The sequence below is a fragment of the Photobacterium aquae genome (assembly GCF_001029445.1).
GTDB lineage: Bacteria > Pseudomonadota > Gammaproteobacteria > Enterobacterales > Vibrionaceae > Photobacterium > Photobacterium aquae.
In genome coordinates, this window is record NZ_LDOT01000047.1 from 1 (window position 1) to 20853 (window position 20853).

Here is a 20853-nt window from a genome sequence, read left to right on the forward strand (position 1 = left end):
CGGACCATATAATTAAGCCCGGGCAACCCCGGGCTTGTCGCTGGATGATGAATACGCTCGTTTCTATGCTTTCAGCGCCCGCTCACCGCGGGCTATCCCGACCACCCCACTGCGGGCGACCTCGATAATCTCTGTTGCCTCGCCGACAGCGGCAATAAATGCATCGAGCTTATCACCGGTGCCCGCCAGTTGAATGGTATAGATCTGGCTAGTGACATCGACAATCTGACCACGAAAAATATCAGCCGTCCGCTTGACCTCCGCCCGGGCAAAACCACTGGCCTTGACCTTAACCAGCATCAATTCACGTTCAACATGCTCACTTTCAGTCACATTGCACACCTTAAGAATATCAATCAGCTTATGCAGCTGTTTTTCTATTTGTTCCAAGGCGGCGTCATCCTCAACATTGGTTGTGATATTGAGACGGGACAATGTCTGGTCATCGGTCGGTGCCACAGTCAACGACTCGATGTTGTAGCCTCGCTGGGAGAACAACCCAACAACCCGGGATAACGCCCCCGGTTCATTTTCCAGCAATACCGATACGATCCTACGCATTATGTTCTCTCCGTTTTGCTGAGCCACATTTCGCTCATTGACCCGCCCCGAACCAGCATCGGGTAAACATGCTCTGTCTCATCGACACTAATATCGATAAATACCAGGCGGTCTTTCATCGCCAAGGCTTTTTCAAGCTGCCCTTCCAGCTCTGCTGGATTGTCGATCCGCATCCCGACATGGCCGTAGGCCTCAGCAATCGCAGCAAAATCAGGCACCGAATCCATATAGGAATGGGAATGGCGTCCCTGATAGATCATGTCCTGCCACTGCTTCACCATCCCGAGAAAACGGTTGTTGAGGTTAATAATCTTGACCGGGATATCATATTGCAGCGCAGTGGAGAGCTCCTGGATATTCATCTGGATACTGCCATCTCCCGTGACACAAACAACTTCAGCATCCGGCAACGCGAATTTAACGCCCATTGCGGCAGGCAGGCCAAAACCCATCGTGCCAAGCCCGCCGGAATTGATCCAGCGGCGCGGCTTGTCGAATGGGTAGTAGAGTGCGGCAAACATCTGGTGCTGGCCAACGTCCGACGTCACGTAGGCATCCCCACCCGTCAGCTTATGCAGTACTTCAATAACCTGCTGTGGCTTGATCCGCTCACTGTCAGCCTGATACCCGAGGCATTGCCGAGCACGCCAGCTCTCTATTTCCTCCCACCAAGAGGCAATCGCCTCGTTATCATTGCCCCCGTCCATCTCGCCGAGCATCTTGAGCATGTTGCCGAGCACGGTGTCCGCCGAGCCGACAATAGGAATATCGACGGCAATAGTCTTGGAAATGGAGGACGGGTCGATATCAATGTGCATGACCGTGGCATTAGGGCAATATTTAGCCACATTATTGGTGGTACGGTCATCAAAACGAACGCCGATCCCAAAGATCAAATCCGAATTATGCATGGCCATATTGGCCTCATAAGTACCGTGCATCCCCAGCATACCCAAATTCTTTTCATGGCTCCCCGGAAAAGCCCCCAACCCCATCAAGGTATTGACCACCGGCAAATCAAGCTGCTCAGCCAAGGCCAGAAGCTGCTCGCTACAATCAGCCATGATGGCACCGCCGCCGACATACAAAACAGGCTTCTTGGCAGCAAGCAAGGCCTTGAGCGCGCGTTTAATCTGCCCCTTGTGGCCGTTAGTCGTGGGGTTATAAGAGCGCATCGCAATGGACGCTGGGTACTGATAAGGATATTTATCTGCGGGGTTGAGCATGTCTTTCGGGATGTCAATGACCACCGGGCCGGGGCGGCCGCTGGATGCGATATAGAATGCCTTCTTGATTATCTCAGGGATCTGCTCGGGATTTTTGACCAAAAAGCTATGCTTCACGACCGGACGGGAGATCCCGACCATGTCACACTCCTGGAAGGCATCGTTGCCGATGAGATTGCTCATCACCTGGCCAGAGAGCACAACCATGGGAATGGAGTCCATATACGCAGTTGCAATCCCAGTGATGGCATTGGTCGCACCCGGTCCAGAGGTAACCAAGACCACGCCCACTTCGCCCGTGGCACGTGCATAGCCGTCGGCCATGTGTACCGCTGCCTGCTCATGTCGAACCAGAACATGCTCGATGTCACTCTTCTCATGCAGGGCATCGTAGATATCCAATACCGAACCGCCGGGGTATCCGAAGATATGCTTCACGCCTTGATCGATCATCGAGCGGACGATCATCTCAGCGCCGGACAACATTTCCATATTTCTGCCTCCAGGTCGCGTCTGCCCCCGTACAGCCATTCCAACTCCGTTGCCTACTCGAACACGGAGTCAGAGCCAGATACCGACAACATCCGACGTCCGGCATCTATGCTGTGCTATACAGATCAGCAGTACATAGTTAGGGCTTATTTTTAGCCTAAGAATGAAATACACCGTACTTCACTATGTGGCTGCCTGACGTCATAACGCCAAACAGCGAATCGCAACAACTGTAACGCTTTTTTAGCAAATATGTCTATTGGTCGCCATCAGTTAACAACTTTGTCCTGAAATGAGCAAATATTCACCGGATTCGTCACACCATGCACCTCGTGAATAAGATCTTCCTCCGGTTATCCTTGAAATACGAGGATATCGCGCTAGCTGATAGTAAAATCCCCTCGCCATGATGCCGGTTCATAACCCGCAGACAAAAAGAAAGGGAGCCGAAGCTCCCTGTCATAAATCATGATTGGCACATAGCCTGAGATTAAGCCTTCTTATGGCTCTCCTCATACATGCGCTCGATTTCCTGATGATAGCGATCCTGAATTACCTTGCGGCGAAGTTTCTGAGTCGGCGTCAGCTCACCATTATCCATCGAGAACGCGCTCGGCAGCAGGGTAAACTTCTTCACCTGCTCGAAACGGGCCAGATCCTTTTGCAGCTCCACAACCCGCTTTTCGATAAGCTCGATGATCTGGTTGTGCTTAATCAGCTCCAGGCGGTCCTGATACTTGATATTCAGCTCACGGGCATGCTCTTCAAGCGTTTCGAAGCACGGTACGATCAGAGCCGACACAAACTTGCGGGTATCGGCAATCACCGCGATCTGCTCAATGAAGTGGTCCTTGCCGATGGCTCCTTCGATCACCTGTGGGGCAATGTACTTTCCGCCCGAGGTTTTCATCAGTTCCTTGATGCGATCGGTAATGAAAACATTGCCATTTTCGTCGATATGGCCAGCATCACCGGTTTTCAGGAAACCATCCTCAGTGAAGTTATTGGCCGTTTCTTCCGGCATGTTGTAATAACCGCGCATGACCATAGGGCCACGTACCAGAATCTCGTTATTTTCACCAATCTTCACCTCGGCTCCCGGCATCGGCATACCGATGGAGTCAGGGTTGAAGCAGCGATCATCCCAGCATGATACTGTCGCCGTGGTCTCGGTCATGCCGTAACCCAGCTTGACGTTGATACCAATAGCGTGGAAAAAGCGACCGATGCTCTCGTCGAGCTTAGCACCGCCACATGGCATGAACTTGATGTTGCCCCCCAACAGCGCGCGCAGCTTGGACAGCACCAGCTTGTCTGCCAAGGCATAGCTCTTCTTGAGCATGAACGATGGCTCGCGGCACTCCTGACGCGCCAACGCCATCCGCGCCCCCATATTGACCGCCCAGGTGAAAATCACCTTGCGATGGAACGGGGCCCGGGCGACTTTATCGTGTACCGCCGAATAGATTTTCTCATAAACGCGTGGCACCGCCGACATCACGTTCGGCTTCACTTCTGCCAGAGCTTCCTTGAGCAAATTGGTATCAGACAGGTAGCAGTTGATCCCGCCACGATGCAGGACGTAGAAGGTCCATGCACGCTCGAACACATGCGACAACGGCAAGAAACATAGCGATACATCGCCTTCAGCCAATGCCAGCTTCTGATCATGGCCTTCGATCTGCGAGGCTATATTGGCGTAGTCAAGCATGACCCCTTTCGGCGTACCTGTGGTACCAGAGGTGTAGATCAAGGTCAGCAGATCATCCATCGCCGTGGCATCCAGACGTGCCGCCAGCTCTGGCTCACAATCTACCGAGGCCTTGGCAACAAAATCGTCATAGCTTATTACCAACGGATGCTCAGGAAGCGTCACCCCCTCGGCCATCACGATAATACGCTCAAGACGCGGGCACTCATCCGCAATCTGAAGCGCCGCATCCAACTGACTCTTACCGCCGACGAACAGAATACGCACCTCAGCATCATTGATGATATAGGCAGACTGCTGTGGCGTGTTAGTCGGATAAATCGGTACCGTAACCGCTCGGTTGTACAACGCTGCAAAATCCGCCACTGTCCAGCGCGGCATATTGTTAGAGAAGATACCAATCTTATCTTGGATGTTCAGGCCCTGGCCCAGCATCGCCAGCGCCAACTGGTGGATTTGCTCACCAAACTCAGTCCAGCTGATATCCTGCCATGTACCTTCCACCTGATGACGCAATGCAACCCGCTCACCCAAACGTTCAATCTGGGCACGAAGGCGGTTTACGATATGAAATTCACGTTTAGCCATAACTACTCTGCCAATTTAGCTTACACCTGTAAGCCTAGTACGCACGGGAGTCTACCTACCATGCTGAAAAAGGCAACTCTGCATCATCACAATTTCATCATTATTCTGGTATGACCTCTATAAAAACCCCTGCAAATACAGGGGGAATAACATGTTCAAATAGCCACTATGCAAAATGTAAGAAAATACGTCTGACTATCTAGGCTGGCAAGCTATACAAATTATCACCAAGCCACTATCACACTGTTCTACAACAGAATATAGCCAGACATACCTAATGATCAGACAGATTCGGTATCAAAGCCTCGTGCCGCTGAACAAGATTGAAATCAGCAAGGATCACGTAGGCGGCCGGGATCATGAACAGCACCAACAAGGTAGAGGTGAAAATCCCGAACACAATCGAAATCACCAACGGCTTAATGACCTGCGCCTGCAGGCTAGTTTCGAGCATCAGCGGCAACAAGCCTGCCGCCGTCGTCAACGACGTCAAGAACACCGCCCTGAAACGCTCGCGGCTGGCCAGCACCACAGCCCGCTTGATTTCGTCGCCCTCGTCGAGGTGATAACGGATATACTGCACCAACAAGATAGAATCGTTGACGACGACACCTGCCAGCGACACAAAGCCCATCAAGCTCGGCATACTGAGCGGGTGGCCGAGTAGCACATGCCCCCACAACACTCCGATCAATGCCAACGGAATCGCCAACAACACCACGAAAGGCTCAAGGTAACTCCGGAACTGGAAACTTAGGATCACAAAGACCCCAAAGATCCCTAGCGCGAACCCAACAGCCATTGATTGCCCTGTTTTGGCGGTATCCTTGGCCGCCCCCTCAAAATCAAACCTCAGGCCCGGATAGTTAGCCAGCAAACGGGGCATCAGTTCGCTACGAAACTGGCGCAATACTTCGGTCGAGCTGATCACGCTCTCTTGCAAGTCAGCATAGACACTGAGCGTTCGCATCCCGTTGATACGCTGGATCCTGACATAATTGCGCTGGTGCTCCAGCACAGCCACCGATGCCAGTGGAATCTGGCTACCGTCAGCCAGAATCACCGGGAAACTTGCCAGTGCCTGCAAGTTAGCCGCCCGTCCTTTGTTGAGCATCACCTCAATCTCGATATTCTCAGGCCCTACCTGGATCTCGTCTGCGGTCTGGCCAAAATAAGCAGCACGCAGCTGGGAAGCGATCATCTGGCCATCAATACCAAATGATTCGGCGCCGGGACGCAGCGTAATAAGCACCTCGGGTTTCCCCATCCGCATATCGTCCAGCACCCCGGAAACACCGGCAAACTCATTGAGAAACTGACGGGTATCAATGGATGCCGCCTTGAGCATAGCCAAATCATCATGCTGCATTCGGATCTCGATAGCCCGTCCCCCCGGCCCCATCGCCGGTTGCTTGAACACCAGAGCTATCGGCATGGCCAGTTCCCCGACCTTGTCACGCCATGCCGCAATGAATTCGTCAATCAAGCTGGTGCGGATCTCGGCACTGAGCAGATCCAACCGCACTGTCGCCACATGGGGGCCACTCTCATCGGCATCGGCGTTGAAGTTGTAATGCTCGGTAATATTGCGAACCAATGGCTCGCCACCTTCATTGCGGACACTCCACTCACGATCAAGCGCTACCGCCGCCGCGACGATTTCCGCCACGACCGTCTCGGTCTGCCCCAACGTCGACCCCGGTGGCAGAATAATCCGCGCCTCGGCTATATCCCCGTCCAACTCAGGAAAACCGACAAACTTCAGCACACCGCCGGCCAGCAAGGCAAACGAGGCAAACAACAGGCCGATCACCGCGCCGACGAACAGGTAGCGCCATTCGACCACACGGCCGACCCAGCGGACCAAGGTACCGTTGCGGAAATGGTCAAACCGAGCCAGAAAGCGCTGTTTCCACTGCGGGGACCGCCGCTCCGCCGACTGGCGCTGTAACGAATGGCTGAGGTGGTTAGGCAAGATGAGAAAGGCCTCAATCAAACTCAGCGTTAACACCAGGATCAATACCTGCGGCACAACCCGCAGCACCGCCCCCATTTCCCCCTCGAGGAAAATCAGGCTGCCGAAAATACAAATCGTCGTCAGAAAAGACGACACGACGCCCGGCATCACCTTACGTACCCCGTTGTAAACGGCATCCTGAATTTTCTGGCCGCGATCCAAATGCGAGGCGATCGACTCTGAGATCACAATTGCGTCATCCATCATGATCCCAATCGCCATCAGCAAACCAACAAGCGACATAATATTGATCGACAGGGAAAACGTTGCCATCAGATACAGGCTGCCAAGAAAAGCCACCGGCAAGCCCGCGGCAATCCAGAACGAGTAGCGGAACGAGAAGAACAACCACATCACGGCGAAGACCAAGCCCACCCCCTGCCAGCCATTCTTAACCATCATGGTCAGGCGGTCCCACAGCAGCGAGGAGAGATCATTGGTCAACGTCAACGTGACGCCCGTCGGAGCCCGTTGATTTTCGGCCTCGACAAACTCAACCACCCGCTCCTTGATCCGCAGGGCATCATCAGCTTTGTTTTTGCTGATCCGCAGCATCGCCGCCGCCTCACCGTCGAACAGTACCTTTTGCTCATCGAGAGCAAACCGATCGGTGATCGTCGCGACATCCCCCAGCCGAATCACCCCACCCTGACTATCTGCCCCGATCACGGTCAGGGCCAGAGTTTGGGGCGTTACCTTCTGCTCGTCGAACCGTAACAGGAAGTTACGGTCGGCCAACTCCAGATTGCCACTCGGCAGTTTGACGTTCTGCCGGCTCAACTTGCTGGCAATATCATTGATACTCAGGCCAAGCTGGCGCAGGGCCACCTCATCGATTTCAACCCGGATCTGGTGATCTGAGAACCCACTGACCTCCACCAGCGACACGCCGTAATCCAACTTCAACGTTCGCTTCAACTGCTCGGCATAAGCCTTAAGGTGCGGCAGGCTAGTCTCAGCCTTGATCGCCACATCCACCACCGGCTCGTTCCAATCCAGCTCACGAACAATCGGGGACTCAATTTCGGCAGGGAAATCATTAATCGCATTGATCTGGGTCTGAACATCCACCAGCATCCGCGATACCACCTCGCTGCTATCTAGCTTGAGGATCAGCGATGCGGCCCCTTCAACAGCTTCACAGCGGGTTTCGACAATATTGGCCAATCCATCCACCGCATCTTCGAGCCGCATGCAGATGCTCTCTTCAACCTCCTGCGGCGTCGCCCCGGGGTAGGCGACCGAAGCGATAATGTAAGGGGGGGCAAACTCGGGGAAGGTTTCGCGCTTGATCTTGGGCAAGGAGACAATACCAAACAGGATCAACGCCATCATCAGCAAATTGGCGGCGGTAGGATGGCGAGAAAAATAACGGATCATGATTCCGGCTCCCCGCTATCATCCACCGAATGCCCGTCACGGGTAACGACATGCAGTGCCATTCCGGCCACTGCCGGCAATAAATCATTGGCCACCAGTAACTGGCCTGCCGCTAGATCACCGTCAATGACAACGAGACCATCACGGCGAAACAGCACGGTGACAGGCAGGATCTCCAACCGGTCGCCCTCTCCTAGCCGGTACACGCTACCACCGTGGACAACCCGCTCCGGCACCACCCAATGCGAATTAGCCTGACCAACAATCCGAGCCTCGACAAACATCCCGTTGACCAGCGGCGGAGCCGACTCCGGTGACAGCTGACTGTAATCCTGATCGACCTCGAGGATTACCCCGACGGTGGCCTGATTGGCGCTGACCGTGTCGCTGATCCGTGCCACTCGTGCCGGCCAACGCTGACGAAAACTACCACTCGACAACTCAATACTGGCGACGAGATCCAACTGGTCGGCACGGGGCCTACCGTCGGTATGGGCGGTGTATTGGGTCAGGCTCGATGCCAGTACCTGCATATCATGGAGGGCAACCTGAGCATCAATCTCGACCGTATCAATACCGTGGGCCGTCACCATCACCTGCTGGGTATTCACGACCTGATCCTGCTCAATCTCAACACTCGAGATCCGCGCATCAACCGGCAGGGTGATCACCGTTTTATCCAAAGACCGCTTAGCCTCGGCCAGCCGAGACTGGTTTACATCCAACTGGGCTTGGGCGACCTTGATTTCATTGGGCAGGACAACCAACTGATTTTCAATATCCTGCACCACTTTCTGGTTGGCCAGCATCGCCTGCTGCTCCAGATCCACCGCTGACTGCGAAGTCAGCCCCTTTCGCCTAAGCTCTTGTTTACGGGCAAGCTCCTTTCTCCCCAGAGCCAGACGGTTTTTCTCAATCTTCAGGGTGGTCCGGAAATTATCGCCTTCCTGGGCGAGCTTGGCGAGCTGAGCCCGACTGGAGCTGATATCGGCCTCGGCCTGAGCCAAGCGCAACTCATAATCTAAGGGGTCGATTTTCAACAATATCGTTCCGGCATCCATCACCCGCCCCTTGGCCAGATCCGGGTGACGGTACACCACCTTGCCCGTCACCTCGGCGACAGCCTGCCATTCCACTTTGGGGGCAACCCTACCGAACCCTACCGCCTGCGGTGCCAGAGGCTGCTGCTGCAAGGTGATCACATCGACCGCCTTGCTCCTGCTCCCAACCGACTTCACCTCCGGTGACGGGCGAAGATTCATCGCCAGTAGTAAAACAACCACACCAGCCAACACTGCCGGGAGTATCAAACGCTTCTTAGGTTTTAGCATCCAGACCACCATCCTCTGGTATCAATATCCACGGGTTAACTGTTTTACGTTGTTCTCGGCCAATTCGGTCTTCCTTCCGGCCTCAGTGTAATTAAAACTATGATTAATTTTAGTGATCCTCTCCGTTCTTCCCAGACGCCCAACGCAAAAAAAACAACACAACCGCAACATTGCACAAGCCGCACCTGACCATACACCAAGCTCTAACGGCCTCTCTTAATGTGCATATCTCTAGCCCGTTTTGTCCGCCTATAGCCATACTCTGCTATTGAATACCCAAAAAAGAGCAATAAACATGCAATTTGAGGTTGACGGCGAAGCTGTCTATTTGGTATTCATTTGTTAATGAAGTTTGTGGATATATTTCAATTATGAAAATACGTTTCTCATCACTCCTCCTAAGCCTCCTCCTTATCGTGACCAGTTCGCGCGGGTAGCTTATGGGTGAGAAACACCACTAAGAATTCAAAAACCCGCGCAATATGCGCGGGTTTTTCATATCAAGGCCGGCGCAAGCGGATGCAGACAATGCCTAGACAGGCAGGCCAACAAAAGGATGTAGCAATGAAAGATCAGGTCATCATTTTCGACACCACCCTGCGCGACGGCGAACAGGCGCTGCCAGCCAGTCTAACCGTCAAAGAAAAGCTGCAGATCGCCTATGCCCTCGAACGTCTGGGTGTTGATGTTATCGAAGCGGGTTTCCCTGTATCGTCGCCGGGCGACTTCGAGTCCGTCCAGACCATTGCCAAACACATCAAGGACAGTCGGGTCTGCGCACTGTCGCGAGCCGTGGCCAAAGATATCGACGTGGCCGCCGAGTCGCTGAAAGTCGCTGAAGCCTTCCGGATCCACACCTTCATCTCGACCTCGACCGTCCACGTCCAAGACAAACTGCGTCGCAGCTACGATGACGTTATCGAGATGGGGGTGGCGGCAGTCAAACGCGCCCGCAACTACACCGACGATGTCGAGTTCTCCTGCGAGGATGCCGGCCGCACCCCAATTGACAACCTATGCCGGATGGTCGAAGCGGCAATCCGTGCCGGGGCCAAGACCATCAACATCCCCGATACGGTCGGCTATACCCTGCCCAGCGAATTCGGCGGGATCATCAGCCAGCTATTCGACCGGGTCCCCAACATCGACCAAGCCGTTATCTCGGTCCACTGCCACGATGATCTGGGCATGTCGGTCGCCAACTCCATGGCTGCCGTACAGGCTGGGGCACGTCAGGTCGAGGGCACCATCAATGGCATCGGCGAGCGCGCCGGCAACTGCTCGCTCGAAGAAATCGCAATGATCATCAAAACCCGGGCTGACTTCCTCGGCGTAGACACCAATATCAAACACGAGGAAATTCACCGCACCAGCAAACTGGTCAGCCAACTGTGCAATATGCCGGTTCAGGCCAACAAGGCCATCGTCGGGGCCAATGCCTTCAGCCACTCGTCGGGGATCCATCAGGACGGGATGCTCAAGAACAAGAATACCTACGAGATCATGACCCCGGAATCCATCGGGCTGAAGAACCAGGTTCTGAACCTAACCTCCCGCTCCGGCCGCGCCGCCGTCAAAAGCCATATGGATGCGATGGGCTACACAGAGCAAGAATATGATCTCGATACCCTGTACACAGACTTCCTCAAGCTGGCTGACCGCAAAGGGCAGGTCTTCGACTACGACCTCGAGGCCCTCGTCCACTTCGTCAACCTGCGCGAGGAAGACGATTACTACAAACTGAACTACCTCAGCGTCCAGTCCGGCAGCGTCATGGCCACGGCCACCATCAAGCTACAGTGCGGCGAAGAGGAAGAATGCGAGGCTGCTGTCGGCAACGGCCCGGTAGATGCCCTATACCAGTGCATCTACCGTCTGACCGGCTACGAAATCGTGCTGGACAAATTTGACCTGACCGCCAAGGGCGAAGGCGAGGACGGCCTCGGCCAAGCCGACATCATTGCCAATTACAAAGGGCGCAAGTACCACGGAACGGGCTTGGCGACCGATATCGTCGAAGCCTCAGGGCAAGCCCTGCTGCATGTGATCAACAGCATCCATCAAGCAGACCAGATTGCAGAAATCAAACAGAAATCAAAAATGGAGACAGTATAACCATGGCAGGTACATACAAGATTGCCGTTCTACCGGGTGACGGTATCGGCCCGGAAGTCATGCAGCAGGCCGAAAAGGTACTGGCTGCGGCACAGGAAAAATTCGGCTTTGCCCTGATCTGCAACGAATATGATGTCGGTGGTATCGCCATCGACAACCACGGCTGCCCGCTGCCAGAGGCGACCCTAAAAGGGTGCGAGGACGCCGATGCGATCCTGTTTGGCTCGGTCGGCGGCCCCAAGTGGGAGCACCTCCCCCCCAATGACCAGCCCGAGCGCGGTGCCCTGCTGCCGCTGCGCAAGCACTTCCAGCTTTTTTGCAACCTGCGGCCGGCGCAGATCCACAGCGGCCTTGAGGCCTTCTCGCCGCTGCGTGCCGACATCTCCGAGCGAGGATTCGATATCGTGGTGGTCCGCGAGCTGACCGGCGGGATCTACTTCGGCCAGCCCAAGGGGCGCGAGGGCGAGGGGCCGCAGGAGAAAGCCTTCGACACCGAAATCTACCACCGCTACGAAATCGAGCGGATTGCCCGTATCGCTTTTGAATCGGCGATGCTGCGAAACAAGAACGTCTATTCCATCGACAAGGCCAACGTCCTGCAGAGCTCAATCCTGTGGCGGGAGGTGGTCGAAGAGGTCGCCAAAGACTACCCGGACGTTACCCTCAACCATATGTACATCGACAACGCGACCATGCAGCTGATCAAGGATCCCGCCCAGTTCGACGTCATGCTGTGCTCCAACATCTTCGGTGACATCATCTCCGACGAATGCGCGATGATCACCGGCTCTATGGGGATGCTGCCCTCCGCCAGCCTCAATCAGGACAAGTTCGGTATGTACGAGCCGGCGGGCGGCTCGGCACCGGATATCGCTGGCAAGAACATCGCCAACCCGGTTGCCCAGATCCTCTCGGCAGCCCTGATGCTTCGCTACAGCCTTGGCGAAGAAGATGCAGCCCGAGCCATCGAACAAGCCGTCTCACAGGCACTGGAAGCCGGTGAGCTGACGGCAGATCTAGCCGGTGGCGGCAAGGCGCTGTCCACCAGCGAGATGGGTGACAGGATCGCCCAGTATATCCGCCAAATCTAACCCCGCAGCAAGGAGCAAGAGCAATGTCGAACAACAAAGCGCCCAAGACGCTATACGAAAAAGTCTATGATGCCCATGTTGCGGTGGCGGCGGAAGGCGAAACCCCTATCCTGTACATCGACCGCCATCTGGTCCACGAAGTGACCTCGCCGCAGGCCTTCGACGGCCTGCGCGAAAAGGGCCGCAAGGTACGCCAGATCGGTAAGACCTTCGCCACGATGGATCACAACGTCTCGACCCAGACCAAGGACATCAACGCCAGTGGCGACATGGCAAGGATCCAGATGGAAACACTGGCGAAGAACTGCGAGGAGTTCGGCGTGACCCTCTATGATCTGAACCACAAATACCAAGGTATCGTGCACGTCATGGGGCCTGAGCTCGGCATCACCCTGCCGGGAATGACCATCGTCTGCGGCGACTCGCATACCGCCACCCACGGGGCCTTCGGCTCACTGGCCTTCGGGATCGGCACCTCTGAGGTCGAGCACGTACTGGCAACCCAGACCCTCAAGCAGGCCCGGGCCAAGACCATGAAAATCGAGGTCCGGGGCAAGGTTGTACCGGGGATCACCGCCAAGGACATCGTGCTGGCCATTATCGGCAAGACAACAGCAGCCGGCGGCACCGGTTACGTGGTGGAATTCTGCGGCGAGGCGATCACCGACCTGACGATGGAAGGCCGAATGACGGTATGCAACATGGCCATTGAGCTGGGGGCAAAAGCCGGGATGATTGCGCCGGATCAGACCACTTACGACTACATCAAAGGCCGTAAATTCTCGCCACAAGGCGACGACTTTGATGCCGCAGTGGCGTACTGGAACACCCTGAAAACCGATGATGACGCACAGTTTGATCATGTGGTGACCCTTGATGCCAAGGACATCAAGCCACAAGTAACCTGGGGAACCAACCCGGGTCAGGTCATCGCGGTTGACCAACCCATTCCGTCACCGAGCGACTTTGCCGATCCGGTCGAGCAGGCATCGGCCGCCAAGGCGTTGGCCTACATGGGGCTGGAAGCAGGCAAAACCCTGTCCGACTTCAGTGTCGATAAAGTGTTTATCGGCTCGTGCACCAACTCGCGTATCGAAGACATGCGTGCCGCCGCCGCCATCGCCAAAGGGCGCAAGGTCGCGGCCAATGTGCAGGCGCTGGTGGTGCCGGGATCGGAGCAAGTAAAAGCACAGGCGGAAAAAGAAGGGCTGGATAAAATCTTCATTGAAGCGGGGTTTGAATGGCGCCTGCCGGGCTGCTCCATGTGCCTAGCAATGAACAATGACCGTCTGGGGCCGCACGAGCGCTGCGCCTCCACCAGCAACCGCAACTTTGAAGGACGTCAGGGCCGTGACGGCCGCACCCACCTCGTCAGCCCGGCCATGGCAGCCGCAGCGGCCTGCGCGGGACATTTTGTTGATATCCGAGAACTTGAACCCGCTGCCATTCAGGCCTAACAGAAGGAACATACCATGACAGGATTCAAACAACATACCGGCCTGGTTGTTCCGCTGGATGCCGCCAACGTCGATACCGATGCCATAATCCCCAAGCAGTTCCTGCAAAAGGTCAACCGGATCGGCTTCGGCAAGCATCTGTTCCACGACTGGCGCTTCCTCGACGATGCCGGCCAGCAACCCAACCCGGAGTTCGTGATGAATGCCCCCCGCTACCAAGGTGCCAGTATTCTGCTGACCCGGGAGAACTTCGGCTGCGGCTCATCACGCGAGCATGCCCCATGGGCGCTGGCTGACTACGGCATTCAGGTTATGATCGCACCGAGCTTTGCCGATATCTTCTACGGCAACAGCATCAACAACCAAATGGTACCAGTCCGGCTGACCGAACAGGAAGTCGATGAGCTGTTCGGGTTTGTCGATGCCAACGAAGGCGCAGAGATCACCGTGGACCTCGAGGCAATGACCGTTACGGCCAACGGCAAACAGTACCGGTTCGAGATCGACGAGTTTCGCCGCCACTGCCTGCTCAACGGGCTGGACAACATCGGCCTGACCCTGCAGCACGAGGATAAGATTGCCGCCTTCGAGCGCAATATCCCCGCGTTCTTATCCTGAACCGACCCAAGCTCCGGCCATCGGCCGGAGCTATACCCCGCAATTTTGCCCCAAAAGCCAATACCTTGAACAAAAACGAAAGCAATCTGCCGCCAGAGCGGTCTGCTAGGAAATAGCACTCTACTATTGACCAAGGATCCCACATGCGCCCGCTTCTCTTGATGCTAATCCTGCTACTCCCTGCCACCACTCTCGCCGCCCCGAAGGCCAACCTCTGGCCCTACTGGCAACAGGCCTCAGCCACCAGCCAAGTCCGGGTCGACCATAGCCGCTGGCAACGCCTGCTCGACAAATACCTTGTTGCCGCCCCGCAGCAAACTCTTTTCCGTTACGGGCAAGTCAGCGCCAGCGACAACTACGAGCTCGACCGCTACCTGCGCGATCTCGCCAAACTCGACCCGCGCCAGCTCAACCGGCGCGAGCAGTTTGCCTATTGGGTCAACCTCTACAACGCCCAGACGGTCAAGCTGATCCTCGATAACTATCCGGTCAGCTCGATCACCAAGCTCGGAGGCCTATTCAGTTTTGGGCCGTGGGATGAGCAAGTACTCACAATTACAGGCCAGCCACTGACCCTCAATGATATCGAACACCGGATCCTACGACCGATCTGGAAAGACCCCCGCATCCACTATGCGGTCAACTGCGCCAGCCTCGGTTGCCCCGACCTACTGTCAAAAGCGTTCACGGCCAATAACAGCGAACGGCTACTTGAACAGGCCGCCACCCGCTTCATCAACAGCCGCAAGGGGGTCGCCGTATCGAGCTCCTCGACCACCCTTTCATCGATCTACGACTGGTATGGCAGTGACTTCGGAGACAAGGCTGCTCTGACCAAGCACATCAACCACTACCGCGATGGTGCACCCATTTCACTGGGCAAAATCAAATACGAGTACAACTGGTCGCTCAACGATGCCAAATAGTGCCCCCAGAGCCATGCCTTGCATGCAGAACCTAGTATCTGAAACTCGCTTGGGTATACAATAAGAGCCGTTCTCATTGGGGAGCCTGGGCAAATGCACCGGGCTGAGATTGCCAACGCAAGACCCACTGAACCTGATCCAGTTAGTACTGGCGTAGGAATTGAGACCACGATAATTTGCCGTATCACCTCCAGCACGATGCTGGTGGATCTCAAACCCTGTGCCCCCTTCTTCCCTCTCTTGCCGGATGCAAGAGTACCAGGAGCGCATAGTGAACAACGTAACAAAGCTACTTCCGATTTTAACTCTGTCGTTGGCAGCGGGCTCAGCCTTCGCCGCCGATAACACCCTGACTGTCTATACCTATAGTTCGTTTGCTTCAGATTGGGGCCCAGGCCCAACCATCGAGAAGGCCTTCGAAGCCCAATGTGGCTGCAACCTCGAATTCGTCGCCCTTGATGACGGGGTCTCTATCCTCAACCGCCTCCGTCTGGAAGGAAAGCGCAGCAAAGCCGACGTCCTGCTCGGCCTTGACAACAACCTGATCAGTGAAGCGAAAAAAACCGGACTACTGGCCCAACACAACGTCGATACGAGCAAGACCACCCTGCCGGGCGGCTGGTCGGATACCACCTTCGTTCCCTATGATTACGGCTACTTTGCCTTTGTCTACGACAGCAGCAAACTGGCCAATCCACCCAGCAGCCTCAAAGATCTCGTCAACCGCGACGATCTGAATATCATCTACCAAGACCCTCGTACCTCTACACCGGGGCAAGGCCTGATGTTGTGGATGAAATCCGTCTACGGCGACAAGGCCGCCGCCGCTTGGCAACAACTGGCCAAGAAGACCGTGACCGTGACCAAAGGTTGGTCCGATGCCTACAGCATGTTCCTCAAGGGCGAATCGGATATGGTCCTGTCCTACACCACTTCGCCAGCCTACCACTTGATCGCCGAACAAGAGGACAAGTACAAAGCAGCGGATTTCAGCGAAGGGCACTATATGCAAGTAGAAGTGGCCGCCAAGCTCAAGTACAGCCAGAACAGCGCGCTGGCAGACCAGTTCCTGAGCTTTATCCTAAGCCCAGCCTTCCAGCAGGCAATCCCGACCGGCAACTGGATGTATCCGGTGACCGCGACCGAACTACCTAAAGGGTTCGAGCAGTTGAGCGTGCCGAGCAAGGCCCTCGAATTCAGTGCCGACGAGGTCGCTCAGCAGCGCCGGGGCTGGATCCGAGAATGGCAACAAGCCCTAACCAAGTAGTAGGCACTTACTTTTGACAACCACCAATGTAACAAAGCCCGGCGTACTTACCGCCGGGCTGATTGTTTGCGTCGTATTCGGCGCGCTACTGGCACTGGTCGGCGAGGCCAGCATGCTGGATATCCCGGCCATGTGGCATGATCCATATCTTCGCCATGTAACGGCCTTTACTTTCAAGCAAGCCACCCTATCCACCCTGCTCAGCCTGCTGCCAGCCATCCCGATGGCCTATGCCCTATCGCGGCGCAACTTCCCCGGCAAGCCACTGCTATTGCGGCTCTTTGCCATGACGCTGGTCCTGCCGGTACTGGTTGCCGTATTCGGCCTGCTGGCTATCTACGGCAACAACGGCTTGCTCGCCCATATTGCTGCCGCATCAGGCTCGGCAGAGATACCGTCGCTCTACGGCCTGCAGGGGATCTTGCTGGCCCATGTATTCCTCAACCTGCCGCTGGCAACACGCCTGCTCTACCAAAGCCTTGAGGGGATCCCGGCCGAACAACACCAGCTGGCAACCCAACTCGGCCTGTCGAGCTGGCAAGCCTTCCGCTTTGTGGCTTGGCCGAGAATGCGCCAGCAACTCCCCCATGCCGGCGGACTGATTTTCATGCTCTGCTTCACCAGTTTCGCCGTAGTCATGGCTTTAGGTGGCGGACCGAAAGCCACCACCATCGAGCTGGCGGTTTACCAAGCCTTGCGCTACGACTTCGATCTTGCTGGCGGAGCGCTTTTGGCCCTGTGGCAAATGCTGCTCTGCGCTTCGCTGGTGCTACTGACCCAGCGTTTTGCCAAACCCCTGGCGACAGCCAGCCACAGCACCCCACAGCCTCGCCAAGGCCAATTCGACACACCAGCCAGCCGCTGCTGGGACTGGCTTTGGATCTCCGCCGCCGTCGCGCTCGTGCTTCCCCCGCTATTGGCTGTCTTTGTGTCGGGGCTCAACCCCAAAGCCCTCGCGCTGCTCGGTGACAGCAGCCTATGGCAAGCTGTATGGCACTCTCTTCAGGTTGCCGTGCTCTCGTGCCTGCTGGCGCTGGGCGGCGGGATCGCCATCTTGCTGACCAGCCGCCAGTGGCGGCTGCAAAAAGCCCGCTGGCGGGCCGATGGCATCGAGCTTATCGGGACGATCATTCTGGTTACGCCAGGGCTGGTCCTGAGCACCGGCATATTTCTGCTGCTGCGCCAGTTTACCGATGCCTTTGCCGCCGCCTTCTGGGTAGTCGTCACCGTCAATGCCCTGATGGCTCTGCCCTATGTGCTCAAGACCTTAAGCCAGCCCATGCTCCATATTGCCCAGCAATACGACCCGCTGTGCCAGAGTCTTGGGATGCGCGGCCTTCGCCGCTTGGTGCTAGTAGAATGGCGGGCCATGCGCGGGCCGCTGGCTCAGGCTGCCGGGATCAGCACCGTGCTGTCACTAGGGGATCTCGGAGCAATAGCCCTGTTTGGCAGCCAAGATTTCCAAACACTCCCGCTCTACCTCTTTCAGCTGCTCGGCAGCTACCAAATGGACGCGGCTGCCGTTGCCGCCCTGTTACTCTTGGTACTCAGCTTCGGCCTGTTCGCTGCCATCGAGTACCTGCTAAACCGGAAACCATCATGCTGACACTGACCCAATTGAGCCACAGCTACCCACACCCGACCCAGCGCGGTCAGTCGACCGAGCTGTGTTTTGATCTCGACCTTCAACGCGGCGACATCGTCGCCCTGCTTGGCCCGAGCGGGGCCGGGAAAAGCACGCTGCTGGCGATGATTGCCGGTTTCCTCAAACCACACAGCGGCGAATTGCAGATCGACGGCAAGCGGATCGAGGCATCCCTTGCACCCGCCGAGCGGCCGCTATCCATCCTGTTTCAGGAACACAACCTGTTCCCCCATCTGAGTGTCTTCGAGAATATCGGACTCGGACTGCATCCGGGCCTGTCACTCAATGACAGTGACCGTGAGCAGGTCAAGGCCGCCGCCGCCAAGGTCGGCCTCGATACCTATCTCGACCGCCTCCCCGAGCAGCTCTCCGGCGGCCAGCGCCAGCGGGTCGCCCTTGCCCGGTGCCTGTTGCGCCAACGGCCATTGCTGCTACTGGACGAACCCTTCTCCGCCCTTGACCCGGCCCTGAGGCAAGAAATGCTGATGCTGGTGCAACAATTGGCTAGCGAGCAGAAGACGACGGTTCTCATGGTCACCCACAGCCCGGAGGACGCGCGGAAGATAGCCAACCGCTGTGCGTTTATCGAGGAGGGCAGGGTCAAGGTATTCGGGGCGACAAGCGAGCTGCTGACCCGTCCAAGCGAGCCGGCGTTGCGGCGCTATCTCGGCATGGCACAAGACAACAACGAATAAATAGCGGCAGATAATGACAAAGGGCCAAGCGGAGAGCTTGGCCCTTTGTATATTCAGGCGTTAGAGGTTTTCTTCGGCGAACTCCGCCAAGCGGCTGCGCACAACACCATTGAGGTAGACATTGGCACTGCCCTCGAAATGCTTAAAGCGTTCGACAATATAGGTTAGCCCCGATGTGACCGGAGACAGGTAGCTGGAGTCTATCTGGGCAAGGTTGCCGGAACAGACCAGTTTGGTGCCTTCTCCGCAGCGGGTAATGATGGTCTTGATTTGGGAGGCAGTCAGGTTCTGGCACTCGTCGAGCAGCACAAAGGCATTCTGGATCGAGCGCCCGCGCATGAAGTTGATCGACTTGAACTGGATATTGGCCTTCTCAAAAATATATTTCATCGAGCCATCGGTACAGACGTCATGTTTGTGCAGGGCTTCCATGGTATCGGTCACCGCCGCCAGCCACGGCATCATCTTCTCTTCTTCCGTCCCCGGCAGGAAGCCGATCGACTCGGCAATTTCCGGCGTGTTTCGGGTCACGATGATCTTGTCGTACATGCTTTTCTCGATAACCTGCTCCAGCGCCGCGGCCATCGCCAGGATCGTCTTACCACACCCTGCGGGCCCGGTCAGGATAACCAAATCGATATCCGGATCCATCAGCGCATCGAGGGCCATCCCCTGATAGATGTTCTTAGGGTGGATCCCCCATGCCTGACGGTGCATCATCCGCTCATGGCCGATATCCTTGAAGGTCAGACTATCCCCTTCCAGCGACTGGATCCGCCCGGCGAAATCACTGCCCTCGTCAATCAGATACTGGTTGATATACGGCGCCTCAAACAGCTCGACCGGCAGGGTGTGCAAGGTGGCCCGGCCCTGTTTTTCCGAATGGCACACCCCGACCCGCTCCCAGAAGCTGCCAGGGAACTGGTAGTACCCTTTGGTCAGCATCCGGATATCGTCGATCAGCTGGTCGCTGCGGTAGTCATCGACATGATAAACCCCGGCCCCCTTGGCCCGCAGGCGCATATTGATGTCCTTGGTGATCAGCACCACTTCGCGCGGGGAATAGTAGGCCTGAAGGTAGAGCACCCCGTTGAGGATCCGGTTGTCGCCCGCCTTGTCGGCGAAGGCATGGACGGTTTCGGTAATTTCGTAATCGGCAAAGATTGAGATTGAGCCACAGGCCTCGCCTGCCGCCGTGATGGGGATCCCCCCGGCAATTTGCTCGGGGGTGGCATCATGGAATATATCCTCCAGCGCACGGATGGCGACCCGGGCATCACGGGAGACATCGCGCTTGCTGTCCTTGATTCGGTCGAGCTCTTCGAGCACGGTCATAGGAATAATTACGTCATGCTCCTTGAAGGAGTAGATGGCGAGGGGTTCATGCAGCAGAATGTTCGTATCAAGTACAAAGACTTTCCTACCTGCATCATCCATAAGTACCTCCTTGGTATCAAAATAACGGTGCAACCACCGCAATCTTTCTGTGTCTGCCAGATTAGGGAAAAAGCAACTGCGTACTTCTATTTAGACCGGAGATAATGAAACAAATGTGACACTTAGATATTACGCTCCGGTTTACAGTTTGCCCGTGACCTTACTCACGGCATGCAGTAACATTACTCCCCTTTTTTACCGGTGCGGATTCTGGCTTACACTTAATACCGATTGACGCTTTGCCGACCCGCAAGGGCCGTGGCCAAGTTATGGTATTACTTTGAGTGTAGTTCAAA

The 20853-nt window shown here is 56.0% G+C and carries 14 protein-coding genes and 1 riboswitch; of the genes, 8 read left to right on the top strand and 6 right to left on the bottom strand.

Features of this window, described 5'->3' with window-relative positions; all coding sequences use genetic code 11:
* Window positions 1–63: 63 nt before the first annotated feature.
* The 5 genes from ilvN to ABT56_RS21240 all read right to left on the bottom strand — a co-directional run bounded on the left by ilvN (window position 64) and on the right by ABT56_RS21240 (window position 9306).
* A complete protein-coding gene (gene ilvN, locus ABT56_RS21220) occupies window positions 64–561 on the bottom strand; it encodes an acetolactate synthase small subunit (RefSeq protein WP_047880922.1) in 498 nt (165 codons plus the stop codon).
* The gene (locus tag ABT56_RS21225; RefSeq protein ID WP_047880923.1) at window positions 561–2279 is read right to left on the bottom strand and encodes an acetolactate synthase 3 large subunit; all 1719 of its coding nucleotides are present in this window, start codon (window positions 2277–2279) and stop codon (window positions 561–563) included. Before ABT56_RS21225 ends, ilvN begins: the two co-directional genes overlap by 1 nt.
* A gap of 490 nt (window positions 2280–2769) precedes the next feature.
* Window positions 2770–4578, bottom strand: coding sequence for an AMP-dependent synthetase/ligase (locus ABT56_RS21230; RefSeq protein WP_047880924.1), 1809 nt, complete (start codon window positions 4576–4578; stop codon window positions 2770–2772).
* Window positions 4579–4852: 274 nt separating this feature from the next.
* Window positions 4853–7975: an efflux RND transporter permease subunit gene (locus ABT56_RS21235; protein ID WP_047880925.1), complete on the bottom strand. Its 3123-nt coding sequence runs from the start codon at window positions 7973–7975 to the stop codon at window positions 4853–4855.
* A complete protein-coding gene (locus ABT56_RS21240) occupies window positions 7972–9306 on the bottom strand; it encodes an efflux RND transporter periplasmic adaptor subunit (RefSeq protein WP_047880972.1) in 1335 nt (444 codons plus the stop codon). Before ABT56_RS21240 ends, ABT56_RS21235 begins: the two co-directional genes overlap by 4 nt.
* A 564-nt stretch (window positions 9307–9870) precedes the next feature.
* Here ABT56_RS21240 and leuA point away from each other — a divergent pair.
* The 8 genes from leuA to thiQ all read left to right on the top strand — a co-directional run bounded on the left by leuA (window position 9871) and on the right by thiQ (window position 19120).
* A complete protein-coding gene (gene leuA, locus ABT56_RS21245; RefSeq protein ID WP_047880926.1) occupies window positions 9871–11421 on the top strand; it encodes a 2-isopropylmalate synthase in 1551 nt (516 codons plus the stop codon).
* A 2-nt stretch (window positions 11422–11423) separates the two neighbouring features.
* Window positions 11424–12512, top strand: coding sequence for a 3-isopropylmalate dehydrogenase (leuB, locus tag ABT56_RS21250; RefSeq protein WP_047880927.1), 1089 nt, complete (start codon window positions 11424–11426; stop codon window positions 12510–12512).
* 23 nt (window positions 12513–12535) lie between these two features.
* Window positions 12536–13969: a 3-isopropylmalate dehydratase large subunit gene (gene leuC / locus ABT56_RS21255; protein ID WP_047880928.1), complete on the top strand. Its 1434-nt coding sequence runs from the start codon at window positions 12536–12538 to the stop codon at window positions 13967–13969.
* Between the two features lie 15 nt (window positions 13970–13984).
* The gene (gene leuD / locus ABT56_RS21260; RefSeq protein WP_047880929.1) at window positions 13985–14587 is read left to right on the top strand and encodes a 3-isopropylmalate dehydratase small subunit; all 603 of its coding nucleotides are present in this window, start codon (window positions 13985–13987) and stop codon (window positions 14585–14587) included.
* A 143-nt stretch (window positions 14588–14730) separates the two neighbouring features.
* Window positions 14731–15513 carry a DUF547 domain-containing protein gene (locus tag ABT56_RS21265; RefSeq protein ID WP_047880930.1) on the top strand — a complete coding sequence of 261 codons (783 nt, stop codon included), beginning with the start codon at window positions 14731–14733 and terminating at the stop codon, window positions 15511–15513.
* Window positions 15514–15580: 67 nt separating this feature from the next.
* A riboswitch (TPP riboswitch) is annotated at window positions 15581–15690 on the top strand.
* A 94-nt stretch (window positions 15691–15784) separates the two neighbouring features.
* Entirely contained in the window at window positions 15785–16780 is a 996-nt protein-coding gene (gene thiB / locus ABT56_RS21270) for a thiamine ABC transporter substrate binding subunit (RefSeq protein ID WP_240478375.1), read from the top strand.
* Between the two features lie 13 nt (window positions 16781–16793).
* Window positions 16794–18386 carry a thiamine/thiamine pyrophosphate ABC transporter permease gene (gene thiP, locus ABT56_RS21275; protein ID WP_047880932.1) on the top strand — a complete coding sequence of 531 codons (1593 nt, stop codon included), beginning with the start codon at window positions 16794–16796 and terminating at the stop codon, window positions 18384–18386.
* On the top strand, window positions 18380–19120 hold the full coding sequence (gene thiQ / locus ABT56_RS21280) for a thiamine ABC transporter ATP-binding protein (protein ID WP_047880933.1): 741 nt from the start codon (window positions 18380–18382) through the stop codon (window positions 19118–19120). Before thiP ends, thiQ begins: the two co-directional genes overlap by 7 nt.
* Window positions 19121–19180: 60 nt before the next feature.
* Here the strand turns inward: thiQ and ABT56_RS21285 are convergent, their stop codons facing one another.
* The gene (locus ABT56_RS21285) at window positions 19181–20557 is read right to left on the bottom strand and encodes a PhoH family protein (protein WP_047880934.1); all 1377 of its coding nucleotides are present in this window, start codon (window positions 20555–20557) and stop codon (window positions 19181–19183) included.
* Between the last annotated feature and the right edge of the window lie 296 nt (window positions 20558–20853).